Below are 15,787 nucleotides of genomic sequence, written 5' to 3'. Positions count from 1 at the left end.
ATTGTGAAAATGACCTTGCGTCAGATCTCATTTTCACTACATTGGAAATATGAAAAAGAATGACGCCATCTCTGCCCTGGGCGCTCTCGCCCATGATTCCCGTCTGGATATCTTCCGGCTGCTGGTTAGCTGGGAGGCGGAGGACCCGGCTGAGGCCGGGCTCGCAGCCGGGGCGATCGCCGAAAAATTGTCCCTTCCGTCGCCCACCGCCTCTTTCCATCTGAAGGAGTTGTCACGGGCCGGCCTGGTCGAGGGCACACGGCGGGGGCGTTCGATAATCTATCGGGCACAGCTGGACACACTGCGTTCGGTAGCCGATTTCCTGCTGCACGATTGCTGCAGCGCGTCCTCCCCCAGAATCAGGAGTATCACGCCATGAAACGTCTTCATGTCAGCTTCAACGTTGAGGATCTCGACCGGTCCATCGCCTTTTACACCCAGTTGTTCGGCACCGAGCCCACAGTTGTGCGCGAGGGGTATGCCAAGTGGCTGATCGATGACCCACGCATGAATTTTGTCATCGAGGAGACGGCGGAGGCCCATGGTTTCACCCATGCAGGCCTGCAAACCGAGAGCGAGGACGAACTCAACGCCGTGTTTGATCGCATGAAGTCTGCAGAAGCCCCCTATCTTCCCGAGGGCATGACGACATGCTGTTACCACAAGTCCGAGAAGAGCTGGACGGCGGATCCGGACGGTGTGATGTGGGAAGCTTTCTTCACGCACCACCAGACAGAGGACTATGGAAAGACGCCTGAATTTGCGGCGAAATAGCAGCTTGTGCAGTTCGAGCTGCATTGCCTGCTGAAAGTCGCTTGACCCAGCGCCAGCACGCGCATAAACAGCACTCCTCGCTTCGGCGAGCCACATTGCGGGTGTAGCTCAGTTGGTTAGAGCGCCGGCCTGTCACGCCGGAGGTCGCGGGTTCGAGTCCCGTCACTCGCGCCACTTCTTTTCAGAAGTGGATGGACCCGAAAAAGCCGCTCAATCGAGCGGCTTTTTTCTTTGCGCAATGTGCTGTTGCGGCCTGCAAGCCTAACAAGTTTTAACTTCCATTTCCCCTTCGCCGCGGTGAGAGTTTTCGCTCACCTCGGAGGGTGATCGTGACAAAAATTGATATGAAGAAGGAAGACCGCTGTTTCTACAGCGGCCGGAAGGGGCGTTTTGACATCGTCACCGTACCGGAAATGAACTTCCTGCAGATTGACGGCAAGGGCGATCCGGATGCGTCGAAGGCGTTTTCAAGCGCCGTGGCGGCGCTGTTTGCGCTGTCCTACAACATCAAATTTCATTCCAAGCTGGAACTGCAGCGTGATTATGCGGTGATGCCGCTGGAAGCGTTGTGGTGGGCCGAGGATGAGGCCGTGTTCCAGCGTCGGGAAAAGGATGAATGGCTGTGGACGGCCATGATCCGCCAGCCGGACTGGATTGAACTGGCGCTGCTGGACAGCGTGCTGGAAGCCACGGTGGCCAAGATCAATCGCAAGCGTGAAGCGGCGACGGACGAGGGCACGCTGCGGCGTGTTCGCCTGGCGCGCTGGAGCGAGGGTGAATGTGTCCAGACCCTGCATCTTGGAAGTTTTGATTCCGAGGGGCCGGTGCTGGAGGAAATGCACGGCAGTTTCATCCCGAAGGCCCGCGCCAGCATGCGCGGAAAGCACCACGAGATCTATCTCAGTGACTTGCGCCGCACGCCCTCTGACCGCCTGCGTACGATCCTGCGTCAGCCTGTCGAGCTATCGCAGGGCGGGATTTCGGCGCAGCGCGAATGCGACCAGGTAGACGTAAACGAAGAGCTGGCCTGAGAAGACGAAGAAGCCCAGTTGTGAGGCCGTTTCAGGTACCGTGTTGATCAGCAGCACCCAGTCGACCACGGCCGCCAGGATGGCGAAGGCATAGGTGATGAGAACAAGGTTGCTTCCGCGCCATGCCAGAACGAGGCTGGGCAGGGTAAGCGCGATCGCCGTGTAGAAGGCGATGTCATTCCAGATTGAAAGTGTGTCCTGCATCGCCCCTGTGTCCACCACGGGGGCCTGCGGCGTCATGCCAAGCTTCATCAGGACATCAAGGACCAGCCAGGCACCGGAATAGACAAAAATGGCGAGCATCGTGCCAAACGCGATCCAGAAGACCGGGTTACGACGATGCTCGCCAGATGTGTTCATGCGGATGTCTCCGCCTAGTTGCTGCCGCTTGTCAGCGTGCTCGGATCAATCGTGACCGGGGCAAAGCCCGGGCCCAGCGGCAGATCCAGTACAACGAAGATACCCAGCACCGACATCGACACGATCAGGATCGCGATCGAATAGGGCAGCATGGTCGCGATCAGGCTGCCGAGGCCGAATTCCGGCATGTAGCGGCGTGCAAAGACCAGAACCAGCGGCATGTAGGGCATCAGCGGCGTGATGATATTGGTGGCGCCGTCGCCGACACGATAGGCGGCGGTGGTCGCGTCCGGTCCGATCCCCAGCAGCATGAGCATGGGAACCGCGACAGGCGCCAGCATTGCCCACTTGGCCGAGGCCGATCCAACAAACAGGTTCAGCACAGCCGTCAACAGCACCATCGCGATCAGCAGGACAGGTGCCGGAAGGCCGGATTCCTGGAGCGTCGCCGCTCCGCCGATGGCCAGAATGGTCCCGAGGTTGGACCAGGCAAACAAAGCCAGGAACATCGCCATCGAGAAGGCGAGAACGATATAAATACCCATGTCGCCCATGGCATCCGAGGCCATTTTGACGACGTCCTTATCGGATTTGATTGTTCCTGCGCCGATTCCGTAAGCCATACCCGCAAGCAGGAAGGTCAGCATTGAGATGGCGACGATCGAGTTGAAGAACGGCGTCAACTCGGATCCTTCACTAGAAGCGTCCCAGAGGATGCCATTGCTCGGCCAGACCAGGTAGACGACCGTGACTGTGATCGCGAGAAGCACAAGCCCTGCCATGAGCAGGCCGCGATTCTCGGCGCTGCTGAGTTGCGTTGTTGCTTCCGGAGCGTCGTCGCTCTCGGTGCCCGGCGGGGTCCATGGGCCAAGCCGCGGCTCGATAATACGATGCGTTACAAACGTGCCTGCAATTACCACCGCTGGTGTCAGCGCGACAATGAAGAAGTAGTTGGACAGAATGTTCAGGCCCCAGTCGGGGTCGATGAACTGTGCTGCAGTCTGTGTAATTCCGAGCAGCAGTGGCTCGAGAGGGCCCGGCGCTAGATTCGCCGAAAACCCAGCTGAAACACCGGCAAAGGTCGCGGCGATACCGGCGATTGGGTGGCGTCCAACAGACGCGAAGACCAGTCCGCCGAGCGGGATGAGAACAACGTAACCGGCATCAACCGCGAGGTTGCCCATGACGCCTGCGAAAACCAGCGTGGCTGTCAGAAGGGTCGCCGGAACCCAGCCGACGAGCGCGCGCAGGCCTGCTGCGAACAGGCCCGTTCGTTCGGCAACGCCCGCACCGATCATGACCACAAGGACAAGACCTAGAGGTGGGAAGTTGACGAAAATCTGGGTGTATTCGGTCAACAGTCGACGAATATTCTCGCCGCTCAACAGTGATTGAGCCGCGATTGTATCGCCGGTGACCGGGTGGGTTGCTTCCAGGCCGGAACCGGCTGCGAAGACTGAAACCGTGACTACGATCCCGATCAGGATCAGAAAGATCGTTACGGGATCCGGTAGTCGGTTCCCCGCTTTCTCAACCATGTTGAGAATTGAATTGCCAATGCTCACCTTGAAACTCCCCTGAAACGCTCAAGACTTGTGCCCGATTTGGCTCAAAGAGATAAAACGAATGGAAGGGCGGGGCTAGCCATTTTGGCGTCAGGCGAGGTCGAGCCGTTTCTGGGCGTCTGCGATGAGTGCGCGGTCATCGACCTGCCAGGGGTGAAATCCGGGCCGGAAATAGGCCAGCCAAGCCAGGAATACGCGCCGTATCAGCCCCGGTTTGCCCCACAGGAGCCAGGCCAGTTTCCAGCGGGCCTTGAAGCCGATTATCCCGTCCTGTTCGAGCAAATCCAGAGCTTCGCGCCAGCGGCCGGTGATGAAATTGCGGGAGACATTGAGGAAGGTCATCGAGCGGATCATCCAGCGCTTGAACTTCGGCACGTCCCGCGTGGCATGGCGATATATGTCGAAGGCGACGGCCTTGTGCTCAATCTCTTCAATGGCGTGCCAGCCCCACATGCGCTGGGCTTCCCTGTCGGCACCGTTGAGCAATTCGGGCTGTTTCAGCGCAGAATGAGCAAAAATGGCCGTGAAATGTTCCAGCGCCGTCGTGAGGCCAAGCTGGACAACCGGATGCGTTTCGCGTGCCTGGTCGAGACGGGCCTGAACCTCTGCCTCCATATGGGCGATATCGTAGCCGGCCTCCTTGACGCGGGCGTTGAAGGCATTGTGTTCGCGCGTTTGGAACGCCTCCTGCTTGACGAAGGCCCTGATCTGTAGTGCCAGCTGTTCGGGAACCTGTTTTTCAGAGCGCCGCACACTCTCGATGAAGAATGTCTCGCCAGCTGGGAAGGTGACGGAGAGGGCATTGTACCAGGCTGTCGAAATCGGATCGCCGCCTGCCCACCAACGCTTGGCTTTGCTCTCCCGCGCGAATTTCAGATTGCGCGGCGAGATCTCCAGGTCTTGCGGTGTCACAGCTTCAGCCAAGCCTGCCTCCCGTAGCGAACGCTGTTCACTTTTTTCCGGGAAGGGCAGGTTGTCAATCTTTCAGCAGGTCCAGCGCCGGGCTGTAGAACTGGCGATAGGCCAGCAGGCTGGCGATCGCTGCCGTTGCGAGGATCTGGGCGAGGGGACCAGCGATCCAGGCAAGATATCCGATGGAAAGAAAGAGCGCACGCAGTCCTCGATTGAACTGGCGGCCAGCGAGTACATTCATCTCGCTGGCCAGCTCGGCCTGTCTCAGGCATTGCGCGTCGGGGCTGTCACCACGTTCCACATCCCGCGTCGAGCCCAAAAGGACGGCGCAGTAGTTGATCAGGCGATAGGCCCAGCCGAATTTGAAGAAGGCATAGGCATAGATCATCAGAAGGCCGATGCTCATGACTTCCCATTGGGTTCGAGACCCGACAGCAAGCGCCGGGATGTCGCGGACGGCGGCCATGACATTGTCCAGGGCAGTGAGAAGGGTAAAGGCCGCACCTATTCCCAGCAGCGCGGTTGAGGCGAAAAAAGCGATACCGTTCTGCAAGCCGCTGATAATCTGGCTGTCGACGATGCGGACTTCCCGTGCCGCCATCGCGCTCATCCAGTGTGACCTGTAGCGGTCCATGCGAGCGGACAGGGTGCGGGCTTTCAGGGGGCTGTGGTCCACCAGATACGAAAAAAGGACGGCGATCAGCGCGAAGCCTATAACGCCGTAGTAATCAGCCAGCATGACAATCCCCGTTTTTCCTTCACGCTGACAGATCGGCACGAGTCTGGGCCGGTGCAAAGAGGCAAGGGGACGCTCAGCGTGCACGTCCCTCTATCTGTTTGCCGGTGAAGCGGAAAAGCTCGGCGCATGCGTACATCCAAGGCTTTTCTCGATTTCCAGCTCTGGTCGCTTCGCGCGACCTGGCCGCCCCTGCTTCTGCTGGGCAGTTCGCTGATTATCGCCCTAGCCAGCCCGTTTCTCTGGCTGTCTGTCCTGGCTGTGCTCGGGGTGCTCGTGCTGTCCCTCGATAGTGTGGCCCGATTGCGGGAATTCGTGCGCTTGCGCGCAGTTTTCCAGCACGTCGGCGCTATCGAGGGGCGTGCGCTGGCCGAGTTCCGTCGCTCGCGCTCTTCCTGGTGTTCTCGGCGCGCTGCCATCGCTGCTGCCTATGCGGCTGGCCTTGGTGACCAGGCACGGCAACAGATTCGGGAATGGGGGTACAAGCCCTGGCATATCTTCCCGGACCGCGCGTTTTCGCTGCGCTCGCCCTTTTTGCGTGTGAATTTCTGGAAATCCGTACTCGGGATCACCGCAAAATAGCCCGTTTTCTGCGACCTGTTCGCAACTGGAAACCTCTTTGCGGATAAAGCGGTAGAGAACTGAACTCCGGCGGTGTTTTGCCCTTGCCCGAAGCGCCGGTGCGATCTAGCTTCCGGCAAAATTCGGGCGGGGGCTCTTCTTGGCGTTTCTGATTCGCTCCCCGCGGGTCACGCCAGTGTTCCAGATCTTCGCCCGAGAGCTGAAATTCGGACCCGGCGAGTGCTGATCATGGACACGCTTCTTCTCGACTACCTTCCGATCCTCATCTTCTTCGGCATTGCTGCCGTTATCGGGATTGGTTTCATGCTTGCGGCCTTCGTGATCGCACCGTCAAAGCCGGACCCGGAAAAAGTCTCCACCTATGAATGTGGCTTTGAAGCATTCGACGATGCGCGGATGAAGTTCGATGTCCGCTTCTACCTGGTGGCAATCCTTTTCATCATCTTCGACCTGGAAGTCGCCTTCCTCTTCCCATGGGCGGTCACCCTGCGGGAACACCTCGGCGAGTTCGAGTTCTGGTCGATGATGGTTTTCCTCGGCGTGCTGACCATCGGCTTCGTTTACGAGCTGAAAAAAGGCGCGTTGGACTGGGAGTAAGTCATGGCCTCTGATCTCACCCCGAATGGCATGGCCGGACGCGCTGCCGTCCCGCACTATGACCCGAAGAAACACGATCCCTTCTTTGATGGCGTGTCCGACGCCCTCGCTGACAAGGGGTTCGTCGTTGCGGCTGCCGACGATCTCGTCACCTGGGCGCGCACCGGCTCGCTGATGTGGATGACCTTTGGTCTGGCCTGTTGCGCCGTTGAAATGATGCAGGCCTCCATGCCACGTTACGACGTCGAGCGTTTCGGGTTTGCTCCGCGTGCATCCCCGCGCCAGTCCGACGTGATGATCGTGGCCGGCACGCTGACCAACAAGATGGCTCCGGCCCTGCGCAAGGTCTACGACCAGATGCCCGAGCCGCGCTACGTCATCTCCATGGGGTCCTGTGCCAATGGGGGTGGGTATTACCACTATTCATATTCGGTCGTTCGCGGGTGTGACCGCATCGTGCCGGTAGATGTCTATGTGCCGGGTTGTCCGCCGACAGCCGAGGCGCTGGTTTACGGCATCCTGCAGCTGCAGAAGAAAATCCGCCGCGAAGGCTCGATCGAGCGCTGATCCGCGCACCAGGAGAGATGAATGAGCGAAGCTCTCAAAACGCTGGGTGAACACATCGCCGCCTCTCAGGAGACGGCTGTGACCAACTGGTCAATCGCCCACGGCGAGCTGACGGTTGAGATCCACGACGACCGTATCGAGGACGTCATCCGTTTCCTGCGCGATGACCCGACCTGCCGGTTCACCACGCTGATCGACATCTGTGGTGTCGACTATCCGCAACGCGCCGAGCGTTTCGAGGTCGTCTATCACATGCTGTCCATGCAGCAGAACCAGCGTATCCGCGTGAAACTCTGCGTCGACGAGGAGACCCCGGTCGCCTCGATCTGCGACTTGTTCCCGGTCGCCAACTGGTTCGAGCGTGAAGCCTTCGACATGTATGGCATCACATTCTCCAACCACCCGGACCTGCGCCGTCTGCTGACGGACTATGGTTTCGAGGGTTATCCGCTGCGCAAGGACTTCCCGCTGACGGGTTATGTCGAGGTGCGCTGGGATGAAGAAGAAAAACGCGTCGTCTATGAGCCGGTCGAACTGGTCCAGGAATATCGCGACTTTGATTTCATGAGCCCGTGGGAAGGCGCGAAATACGTGCTCCCGGGCGACGAGAAGGCGGAGGGTTAAATCATGGCTGATGATCAGGCGCAAACCTCCGAACGTAACTTCACGATCAATTTCGGTCCCCAGCACCCGGCGGCACACGGTGTTCTGCGCCTCGTGCTGGAGCTGGACGGCGAGGTTGTCGAACGCGTTGACCCGCATATCGGCCTCTTGCACCGCGGTACCGAGAAACTGCTCGAGCACAAGACCTATCTCCAGGGTATCGGCTATTTCGACCGTCTCGACTATGTCGCGCCGATGAACCAGGAGCACGCTTTCTGCATGGCTGCAGAGCGTCTGGCTGGTGTCACCGTGCCGCGCCGTGGCCAGTATATCCGCGTGCTCTATTCGGAAATCGGCCGGATCCTGAACCATCTTCTCAACGTCACCACCCAGGCCATGGATGTGGGCGCGCTGACGCCGCCGCTCTGGGGTTTTGAAGAGCGTGAGAAGCTGATGATCTTCTACGAGCGCGCCTGTGGTGCTCGTATGCACGCGCATTATTTCCGCGTTGGCGGTGTCCACCAGGACCTGCCGCCGCAACTGCTCGCGGACATCCGCCAGTGGTGTGATGATTTTCCCAAGGCGCTGGACGATATCGACAGCCTGCTGACGGAAAACCGCATCTTCAAACAGCGCAATGCCGATATCGGTATCGTCTCCAAGGAAGAGGCCCTGGAATGGGGTTTCTCCGGCGTGATGGTGCGCGGTTCCGGCATGGCCTGGGACCTGCGCCGCGCGCAACCGTATGAAGTTTACGACGAGCTCGAGTTCAACATCCCGGTTGGCAAGAATGGCGATTGTTATGACCGCTATCTCTGCCGCATGGAGGAGATGCGCGAGTCCGTTAAGATCATGATCCAGTGCTGTGACTGGCTGATGCAGGACGAGAACCAGGGTGAGGTGCTGGCCACCGATTCCAAACATTCTCCGCCACGTCGCGCCGAGATGAAACAGTCCATGGAAGCCCTGATCCAGCACTTCAAGCTCTACACCGAGGGTGTGCATGTCGATGCGGGCGAGGTCTATGCCTGTGTGGAAGCGCCCAAGGGCGAGTTTGGCGTCTATCTCGTGGCCGACGGTACCAACAAGCCGTATCGCGTGAAGATCCGCGCGCCGGGCTTTGCCCACCTGTCCGCCATGGACCACCTCAATCGCGGGCACATGCTCGCTGACGTATCCGCCATTATTGGTTCACTGGACGTCGTGTTCGGGGAGATCGACCGATGAGCGTTCGCCGTCTCGCAAAAGAGCAGCCGGATAGCTTCGCCTTCAAAAAGAAGAGCGAAGACGAGATCAAGTTCTGGCTGGGCAAGTACCCGGAAGAGAAAAAGGCCTCTGCCGTCATCCCGATGCTGTGGATCGCGCAGAAGCAGGAAAGCTGGGTGTCCGAACCGGCAATCCGCGAAATCGCCTCGCGTCTGGATATGCCCTATATCCGCGTCTACGAAGTCGCGACCTTCTACACCATGTTCAACCTGGCCCCGGTCGGTGAGCATCTGGTCCAGGTCTGTGGCACGACACCGTGCATGCTGCGTGGCTCTGACGAGCTGATCAAGATCTGCAAGAACCGGATCGGCAAGCAGCACGAGATTTCCGAAGACGGCAAGTTCACCTGGGTTGAGGTCGAATGCATGGGCGCCTGCGCCAACGCCCCGATGATCCAGCTCGCCAATGGCGAGGGTGACCATTACATCGAGGATCTCGACGCCGAGAAATTCGAGAAACTGCTCGACGATCTGGCCGCCGGAAACAAGGTCGAGTACGGCCCGCAATCCGAGCGCAACGCGTCCGAGCCGCACGGCACGTCTGTTCTGTCTGATCCGAGCCTCTATGACGGTTCAAAGGCCAAGAAGATCAAGCTGCCGAACACAGAGAAGGCGGAGGGCTGATCATGGTAGAGCTTCTCCAGGATAAAGATCGTATCTTCACCAACCTGTTTGGTCATCACAGCCCGGGGCTGGAGGCTGCCAAACAGCGTGGCGCATGGAATGGCACCAAGGACATCCTTGAACAGGGCCGTCACTGGATCATCGACCAGATGAAAGCCTCCGGCCTGCGTGGCCGCGGTGGCGCCGGTTTCCCGACCGGCCTGAAATGGTCCTTCATGCCGCAGGAAGTGGGCGCGCGTCCGCATTATCTCGTCGTCAATGCCGACGAATCAGAGCCGGGCACGTGTAAGGACCGCGAGATCATGCGTCATGATCCGCACCTCCTGATCGAAGGCTGCATGATCGCCTCCTTCGCGATGCAGGCGCACGCTTGTTACATCTATCTGCGTGGCGAGTACGTCACCGAGCGCCTGGCGCTCGAAAAAGCCGTCAAGGAGGCCTATGAGGCCAAGCTGATCGGCGAGAAGAACACCAATGGCTGGCCGTTCCACGTCTATATCCACCACGGGGCTGGTGCGTATATCTGTGGCGAGGAAACGGCGCTGCTGGAAAGCCTGGAAGGCAAGAAGGGCCAACCGCGCCTGAAGCCGCCATTCCCGGCCAATGCCGGCCTTTATGGCTGCCCGACCACGGTGAACAATGTCGAGTCGATCGCGGTTGCCGGCACCATCCTGCGTCGCGGCGCGGAATGGTTCTCCAGCTTCGGTCGTGAGCGCAATGTCGGCACCAAGATCTTCTCGATCTCGGGTCATGTGAACAATCCCTGTAACGTCGAAGAAGCCATGTCGATCCCGATGAAAACGCTCATCGAGACACATGCCGGCGGTGTTCGCGGGGGCTGGGACAATCTCAAGGCCGTCATTCCTGGTGGTTCCTCGGTTTCCCTGCTGCCCAAGGATATCTGCGACGACGTGCTGATGGATTTCGATGCGCTTTCCGCGCACAAGTCCGGTCTGGGTACGGCTGCCGTCATCGTCATGGACAAGTCCACCGACGTGGTGAAGGCGATTGCCCGGATTTCGTACTTCTACCGTCACGAGAGCTGCGGCCAGTGTACGCCGTGCCGCGAAGGCACCGGCTGGATGTGGCGCGTCCTGACCCGCATGGCGGCAGGCGAGTCCACGATCGAAGAGATCGACATGCTGCTCGACGTCGCCGGCCAGGTAGAAGGTCACACGATCTGTGCCCTGGGTGATGCGGCTGCATGGCCGGTCCAGGGTCTCATTCGCCACTTCCGTCACGAGATTGAAGAGCGGATCAACAATTACCGCGAAGGCAAACCTGTCTTCGTCAGCCAGTCGGTCGCAGCGGAGTGATGGAGATGACTTTCTTCGGCAATCCGCGGTTTATTCCGGTGATGTCCCACAAGGGTGAGAAGATGCTGCTGCGCGTCGACACCATTGCGACCATCCGGGAGCACGACAAGGGCGGCAGCGTCGTCACCTGTCTGCCCAATGCGTCCTATGCCGGCGAATTCAAAGTGCAGAATACGATCGAGGAACTCTCGACCCTGTTGAAGGCGAAAGACTAGGCCATGAGCGAAGATCTCCGCAAAATTATCGTCGATGGCGAGGAAATCGAAGTACCGAATTCCTACACGCTGTTGCAGGCGGCTGAAGAGGCAGGGCGCGAGATTCCGCGCTTCTGTTATCACGAGCGCCTGTCCGTGGCGGGCAATTGCCGCATGTGCCTCGTTGAGCTGGTCGGTGCGCCGAAACCGGCTGCGTCCTGTGCGATGCAGGTGAAAGACATGCGCGGTGGCCCCAATGGTGAGCCGCCGGCGATGAATACGCTGTCCCCGATGGTCAAGAAGGCCCGCGAAGGTGTGATGGAGTTCCTCCTGATCAACCACCCGCTGGATTGCCCGATCTGTGACCAGGGTGGTGAGTGTGATCTTCAGGACCAGGCCCTGGCCTATGGCCGTACCGGTTCCCGTTTCCCGGAGAACAAGCGCGCGGTTGAAGACAAGGAAATGGGTCCGATCATCAAGACCGAGATGACCCGCTGTATCCAGTGTACGCGCTGTGTCCGTTTCGTCACCGAAGTGGCCGGCTCGCCGGAGATCGGCATGATCGGTCGCGGTGAAGATGCTGAAATCACGACCTATCTGGAAAGCGCGGTCGAGAGCGAGCTGTCCGGTAACGTCATCGACTTGTGCCCGGTTGGCGCTCTGACCTCCAAACCGTATGCGTTCAACGCGCGTCCGTGGGAGCTGAAAAAGACCGAGACCATCGACGTGATGGACGCGGTTGGCTCCAACATTCGCGTCGACAATCGCGGTCCGGCGGTTCTGCGTATCCTGCCGCGCGTCCATGAGGGCGTGAACGAGGAATGGATCTCCGACAAGACACGTTACGCCTGGGAAGGCCTGGGCAAACAGCGCCTGGATCGCCCGTATGTGCGTGAAAACGGCAAGCTGCGTCCGTCTGACTGGACCGAGGCGCTGACGATTGCCGCTGAAAAACTGGGCGGTGACGCCTCGAAAATCGGTGTTGTTGCCGGTGATATGAACTCTGTTGAAGAGCTCAAGGCCGTCAAGGATCTCGCCGATGCGCTGGGTGTTGCTTCCATCGATTGTCGCCAGGACGGCGCCAAAATCGGTGGCGGAGCCCGCCAGGACTATCTGTTCAATTCCACGATCGCCGGTATCGAGGACGCGGACGCCATCCTGCTGGTTGGCACCAATCCGCGTGTTGAGGCCGCGATCATCAATGCCCGTATCCGCAAGACCTGGCTGAACAATGACACCAAGGTCGGTGTTATCGGTGAAGCTGTTGATCTGACGTATGAATACGAGCATGTCGGCGAAAGCGCCAAGGACCTGGCCGGTCTCAAGAAAAAGCGCTCCGGCTTCATCAAGACGCTGAAAGACGCCAAACGCCCGATGATCATTGTCGGCTCCGGCGCTCTAACCCGCGGTGATGGCGCCCAGGTGCTCAATGCAGCGGGCGATCTGGCGGCTGCCGTTGGCGCAATCAGCGAAGACTGGAATGGTTTCAACGTACTGCACACGGCCGCATCGCGTGTCGGCGGTCTCGATCTCGGCTTCCTGCCGGGCGAGGGCGGTCATGACGTGGCGGGCATGCAGTCCACGGCGCTGGACACGGTTGTCCTGCTGGGCGCTGACGAGCTGGACATGTCCAGCTTTGGCGATGCCTTTGTGATCTATGTCGGTTCGCACGGCGATAATGGCGCACACCGCGCCGACCTGATCCTGCCGGGCGCCGCCTGGACCGAACAGGACGGCATTTTCGTCAACACCGAGGGCCGTGTTCAGCTGGCTTCGCGTTCCGTCTTTCCGAAAGGCGAAGCGAAAGAGAACTGGGCCATCTTCCGGGCGCTGTCCGAGCGACTCGGCAAGACACTGCCGTACGACAATCTGGAACAGCTGCGCATGAAACTGTTCGAGGACCACCCGGTCTTCGCTGGTATCGACCATGCGTCGGGCGCTGAAGGCGCTGCCGACTTCGACGCCAAGGCTGTTGGCCAGGCCGGCGATGTCGCGGACGAGGCCTTCACCTCGGCTGTCTCCAACTTCTATTTCACCAACCCGATCGCCCGAGCGTCGGAAACCCTGGCGGCCTGTTCCGCCCTGCGTTCCGAACCGGCCAAGGTCGCAGCGGAGTAAGCCTTGATGAGCGATTTTGTTGCACAATTTGGCGTCTGGGGCGGGTTCGGCATGGCCGTGCTGCAGATCCTGGGTTTCGTGATCGTCCTCTTGATCTCGCTGGCTTTCCTCTTGCTGATGGACCGCAAGGTCTGGGCCGCGGTCCAGATGCGCAAGGGCCCGAACGTGGTTGGCGCCTTTGGTCTGCTTCAGTCCTTTGCCGACTTCTTCAAGTTCGTCTTCAAGGAGATCGTGGTGCCGGCCGGCGCGGACCGGTCGATGTACCTGCTGGCGCCGCTGATCACGCTGATCCTCGCCTTTGTGACCTGGGCTGTCGTGCCGGTCGCTCCGGGCTGGGTCATCTCCGACATCAATGTGGGTATTCTCTACCTCTTCGCCATGTCCTCGCTGGGTGTCTACGGCATCATCATCGGTGGCTGGGCGTCGAACTCGAAATACCCCTTCCTGGGCGCGCTGCGCTCGGCGGCACAGATGGTCTCCTACGAGGTTTCCATCGGCTTCATCATCGTCACTGTGCTGCTGTTCGCGGGCTCCATGAGCCTGACGCACATCATCGAGGCTCAGGCGGGTGGTTTCTGGAACTGGAACTTCCTCGCCGGTCGCGCACTGATCGAGGATGGCTGGCCGATGTTCATCGTCATGCTGCCGATGGCGATCATCTTCTTTATCTCGGCCCTGGCCGAGACCAACCGTCCGCCGTTCGACCTGCCGGAAGCCGAATCCGAGCTCGTGGCCGGTTACCAGGTCGAGTATTCCTCGACCCCGTACCTGCTGTTCATGGTCGGCGAGTATCTCAACATCGTCCTGATGTGTGCCATGACGACGATCCTGTTCTTCGGGGGCTGGAACCCGCCGTTCGAACTCGACACGTCCAGCTGGCCGTATCTCGTCTCCAGCCTGTGGTACTTCTTCTGGTTTGCCATCAAGGTTGTCTTCTTCTTCTTCATGTTCGCCATGGTGAAGGCTCTCGTACCGCGTTACCGCTATGACCAGCTGATGCGCCTGGGTTGGAAAATCTTCCTGCCGGCCTCTCTCGTCGCGGTTGCCGTGGTTGGCGCCTACATCGTCTACGGCGCTCAAGGGTGATTGTGATGAGCCGTATCTCTCAAGCTATCCGTGGCGCGCTCCTGATGGATTTCTGGTCCGCATTCGGACTGGGCATGCGCTATTTCTTCACGAAGAAGGCGACGCTGAACTATCCCTTCGAGAAGGGTCCGCTCAGCCCGCGCTTCCGTGGCCAGCACGCTCTGCGTCGCTACGCCAATGGCGAAGAGCGCTGCATTGCCTGCAAACTCTGCGAGGCAATCTGTCCGGCGCAGGCCATCACCATCGAGGCCGAACCGCGTGAAGACGGCTCCCGCCGCACCACGCGCTACGACATCGACATGACCAAATGCATCTATTGCGGTTTCTGCCAGGAGGCGTGCCCGGTGGATGCAGTGGTGGAAGGTCCGAACTTCGAATTCGCGGCCGAGACCCGCGAAGAACTCTATTACGATAAGGCGAAACTGCTCGAAAACGGTGACCGTTGGGAACGCGAAATCGCCAAGAACCTGGAACTTGATGCACCGTACCGCTGATCTGTCGGTGCATTGTAAAACTTGAGAATGGAAGAGGGCGCCATGCTCGCATCCCTGGCCTTCTGGGCCTTTTCCGGTGTCGCGATTGTCTCGGCCTTGATGGTCGTCATCGCGCGTAACCCGGTCAGGTCTGTACTATTCCTGATCCTCGCCTTTTTCTCGGCGGCGGGTCTTTTCGTACTGCTGGGCGCGGAATTCCTCGCCATGCTGCTGATCGTTGTCTATGTCGGCGCGGTCGCGGTGCTCTTCCTCTTCGTCGTCATGATGCTTGACGTTGATTTCACCGAGCTGAAACAAGGTTTCCTGGAATACGCGCCGCTCGGTGCCATCGTCGCCCTGATCTTGGCCATCGAGCTGGCCATGATCGGCCTGACCTGGCGCGCTTCCGAACAGGCCGAGGCGCTGCGCGCTGCGGTGATGCCGGACGGTGTCTCCAACGTCGAGGCGCTCGGGATGATCCTGTATGACGACTACATCTATTTCTTCCAGGCTTCCGGCCTCGTCCTGCTGGTTGCCATGATTGGTGCCATCGTGCTGACGCTGCGCCACAAGCCGCATGTGAAACGTCAGAGCGTCTCCGCTCAGGTCGGTCGCCGTCGCGAAGACGCGGTCGAGCTCGTGGACGTCAAACCGGGACAGGGGATTGGAGAATGATGGAAGTCGGTCTGGGCCATTATCTGGCTGTTGCCGCGATACTGTTCACCATCGGTGTCTTCGGCATTTTCGTGAACCGCAAGAACGTCATCGTCATCCTGATGTCGGTCGAGCTGATCCTTCTGTCCGTGAACGTCAATCTGGTGGCTTTCTCCAGCTTCCTCGGTGATCTCGCCGGCCAGGTCTTCGCACTCTTCGTGCTGACCGTGGCTGCCGCCGAAGCCGCTGTGGGGCTCGCCATCCTCGTCGTCTACTTCCGCAACCGGGGTGATATCTCGGTTGAGGGCGTCAACCTGATGAAGGGCTAGG

At 59.5% G+C, this 15,787-nt stretch carries 20 protein-coding genes and 1 tRNA gene; 17 read left to right on the top strand and 4 right to left on the bottom strand.

Annotated elements, in window-relative coordinates:
* The first annotated feature begins 49 nt into the window (after positions 1-49).
* The 4 genes from JJ889_RS13685 (at position 50) to JJ889_RS13670 (ending at position 1,805) form a co-directional block, all read left to right on the top strand.
* The gene (locus JJ889_RS13685; protein ID WP_291896044.1) at positions 50-379 is read left to right on the top strand and encodes a metalloregulator ArsR/SmtB family transcription factor; all 330 of its coding nucleotides are present in this window, start codon (positions 50-52) and stop codon (positions 377-379) included.
* Entirely contained in the window at positions 376-774 is a 399-nt protein-coding gene (locus JJ889_RS13680) for an ArsI/CadI family heavy metal resistance metalloenzyme (protein WP_291896043.1), read from the top strand. Before JJ889_RS13685 ends, JJ889_RS13680 begins: the two co-directional genes overlap by 4 nt.
* Before the next feature lie 97 nt (positions 775-871).
* Positions 872-948, top strand: a tRNA-Asp gene (locus JJ889_RS13675).
* A gap of 155 nt (positions 949-1,103) precedes the next feature.
* On the top strand, positions 1,104-1,805 hold the full coding sequence (locus JJ889_RS13670; RefSeq protein ID WP_291896041.1) for a GyrI-like domain-containing protein: 702 nt from the start codon (positions 1,104-1,106) through the stop codon (positions 1,803-1,805).
* On the opposite strand, the gene JJ889_RS13665 is transcribed toward JJ889_RS13670, so the two are convergent.
* The 4 genes from JJ889_RS13665 to JJ889_RS13650 form a co-directional block, all read right to left on the bottom strand.
* A complete protein-coding gene (locus JJ889_RS13665; RefSeq protein ID WP_291896039.1) occupies positions 1,737-2,165 on the bottom strand; it encodes a hypothetical protein in 429 nt (142 codons plus the stop codon). The genes JJ889_RS13670 and JJ889_RS13665 overlap by 69 nt on opposite strands.
* Positions 2,166-2,179: 14 nt before the next feature.
* Complete coding sequence (locus JJ889_RS13660; RefSeq protein ID WP_291896037.1) at positions 2,180-3,730, bottom strand: AbgT family transporter; 1,551 nt, start codon at positions 3,728-3,730, stop codon at positions 2,180-2,182.
* A 90-nt stretch (positions 3,731-3,820) separates the two neighbouring features.
* On the bottom strand, positions 3,821-4,654 hold the full coding sequence (locus tag JJ889_RS13655) for a metal-dependent hydrolase (protein WP_291896035.1): 834 nt from the start codon (positions 4,652-4,654) through the stop codon (positions 3,821-3,823).
* Positions 4,655-4,706: 52 nt separating this feature from the next.
* Complete coding sequence (locus JJ889_RS13650; RefSeq protein WP_291896034.1) at positions 4,707-5,381, bottom strand: DUF599 family protein; 675 nt, start codon at positions 5,379-5,381, stop codon at positions 4,707-4,709.
* Positions 5,382-5,507: 126 nt separating this feature from the next.
* Here JJ889_RS13650 and JJ889_RS13645 point away from each other — a divergent pair, with 126 nt between their 5' ends.
* The 13 genes from JJ889_RS13645 to nuoK all read left to right on the top strand — a co-directional run bounded on the left by JJ889_RS13645 (position 5,508) and on the right by nuoK (position 15,786).
* Entirely contained in the window at positions 5,508-5,960 is a 453-nt protein-coding gene (locus JJ889_RS13645) for a hypothetical protein (RefSeq protein WP_291896033.1), read from the top strand.
* A 228-nt stretch (positions 5,961-6,188) separates the two neighbouring features.
* Positions 6,189-6,557 carry an NADH-quinone oxidoreductase subunit A gene (locus JJ889_RS13640; protein ID WP_291896032.1) on the top strand — a complete coding sequence of 123 codons (369 nt, stop codon included), beginning with the start codon at positions 6,189-6,191 and terminating at the stop codon, positions 6,555-6,557.
* Positions 6,558-6,560: 3 nt separating this feature from the next.
* Positions 6,561-7,124, top strand: a complete 564-nt coding sequence (locus JJ889_RS13635) for an NADH-quinone oxidoreductase subunit B family protein (protein WP_291896030.1) — start codon at positions 6,561-6,563, stop codon at positions 7,122-7,124.
* A gap of 21 nt (positions 7,125-7,145) precedes the next feature.
* The gene (locus tag JJ889_RS13630) at positions 7,146-7,748 is read left to right on the top strand and encodes an NADH-quinone oxidoreductase subunit C (RefSeq protein WP_291896028.1); all 603 of its coding nucleotides are present in this window, start codon (positions 7,146-7,148) and stop codon (positions 7,746-7,748) included.
* 3 nt (positions 7,749-7,751) lie between these two features.
* The gene (locus JJ889_RS13625; protein ID WP_291896026.1) at positions 7,752-8,954 is read left to right on the top strand and encodes an NADH-quinone oxidoreductase subunit D; all 1,203 of its coding nucleotides are present in this window, start codon (positions 7,752-7,754) and stop codon (positions 8,952-8,954) included.
* Positions 8,951-9,616, top strand: coding sequence for an NADH-quinone oxidoreductase subunit NuoE (gene nuoE / locus JJ889_RS13620; RefSeq protein ID WP_291896024.1), 666 nt, complete (start codon positions 8,951-8,953; stop codon positions 9,614-9,616). The genes JJ889_RS13625 and nuoE overlap by 4 nt, the downstream gene beginning before the upstream one ends.
* 2 nt (positions 9,617-9,618) lie before the next feature.
* Positions 9,619-10,932, top strand: a complete 1,314-nt coding sequence (nuoF, locus tag JJ889_RS13615) for an NADH-quinone oxidoreductase subunit NuoF (protein WP_291896022.1) — start codon at positions 9,619-9,621, stop codon at positions 10,930-10,932.
* A gap of 5 nt (positions 10,933-10,937) precedes the next feature.
* Entirely contained in the window at positions 10,938-11,147 is a 210-nt protein-coding gene (locus tag JJ889_RS13610) for a hypothetical protein (RefSeq protein ID WP_291896020.1), read from the top strand.
* Between the two features lie 3 nt (positions 11,148-11,150).
* Positions 11,151-13,244, top strand: a complete 2,094-nt coding sequence (nuoG, locus tag JJ889_RS13605; RefSeq protein ID WP_291896017.1) for an NADH-quinone oxidoreductase subunit NuoG — start codon at positions 11,151-11,153, stop codon at positions 13,242-13,244.
* A gap of 6 nt (positions 13,245-13,250) precedes the next feature.
* Positions 13,251-14,330, top strand: a complete 1,080-nt coding sequence (gene nuoH, locus JJ889_RS13600) for an NADH-quinone oxidoreductase subunit NuoH (RefSeq protein ID WP_291896015.1) — start codon at positions 13,251-13,253, stop codon at positions 14,328-14,330.
* A gap of 5 nt (positions 14,331-14,335) precedes the next feature.
* Positions 14,336-14,824, top strand: coding sequence for an NADH-quinone oxidoreductase subunit NuoI (nuoI, locus tag JJ889_RS13595; protein WP_291896013.1), 489 nt, complete (start codon positions 14,336-14,338; stop codon positions 14,822-14,824).
* 42 nt (positions 14,825-14,866) lie between these two features.
* Complete coding sequence (locus tag JJ889_RS13590) at positions 14,867-15,478, top strand: NADH-quinone oxidoreductase subunit J (protein WP_291896010.1); 612 nt, start codon at positions 14,867-14,869, stop codon at positions 15,476-15,478.
* Entirely contained in the window at positions 15,478-15,786 is a 309-nt protein-coding gene (gene nuoK, locus JJ889_RS13585) for an NADH-quinone oxidoreductase subunit NuoK (protein WP_300866700.1), read from the top strand. The genes JJ889_RS13590 and nuoK overlap by 1 nt, the downstream gene beginning before the upstream one ends.
* The last annotated feature ends 1 nt before the right edge of the window (position 15,787 follow it).

Source organism: Maricaulis sp., assembly GCF_017643475.1.
GTDB lineage: Bacteria > Pseudomonadota > Alphaproteobacteria > Caulobacterales > Maricaulaceae > Maricaulis.
Note: the sequence above shows the minus strand (reverse complement) of the source record. Positions and strands in the feature narration are given on the sequence as shown.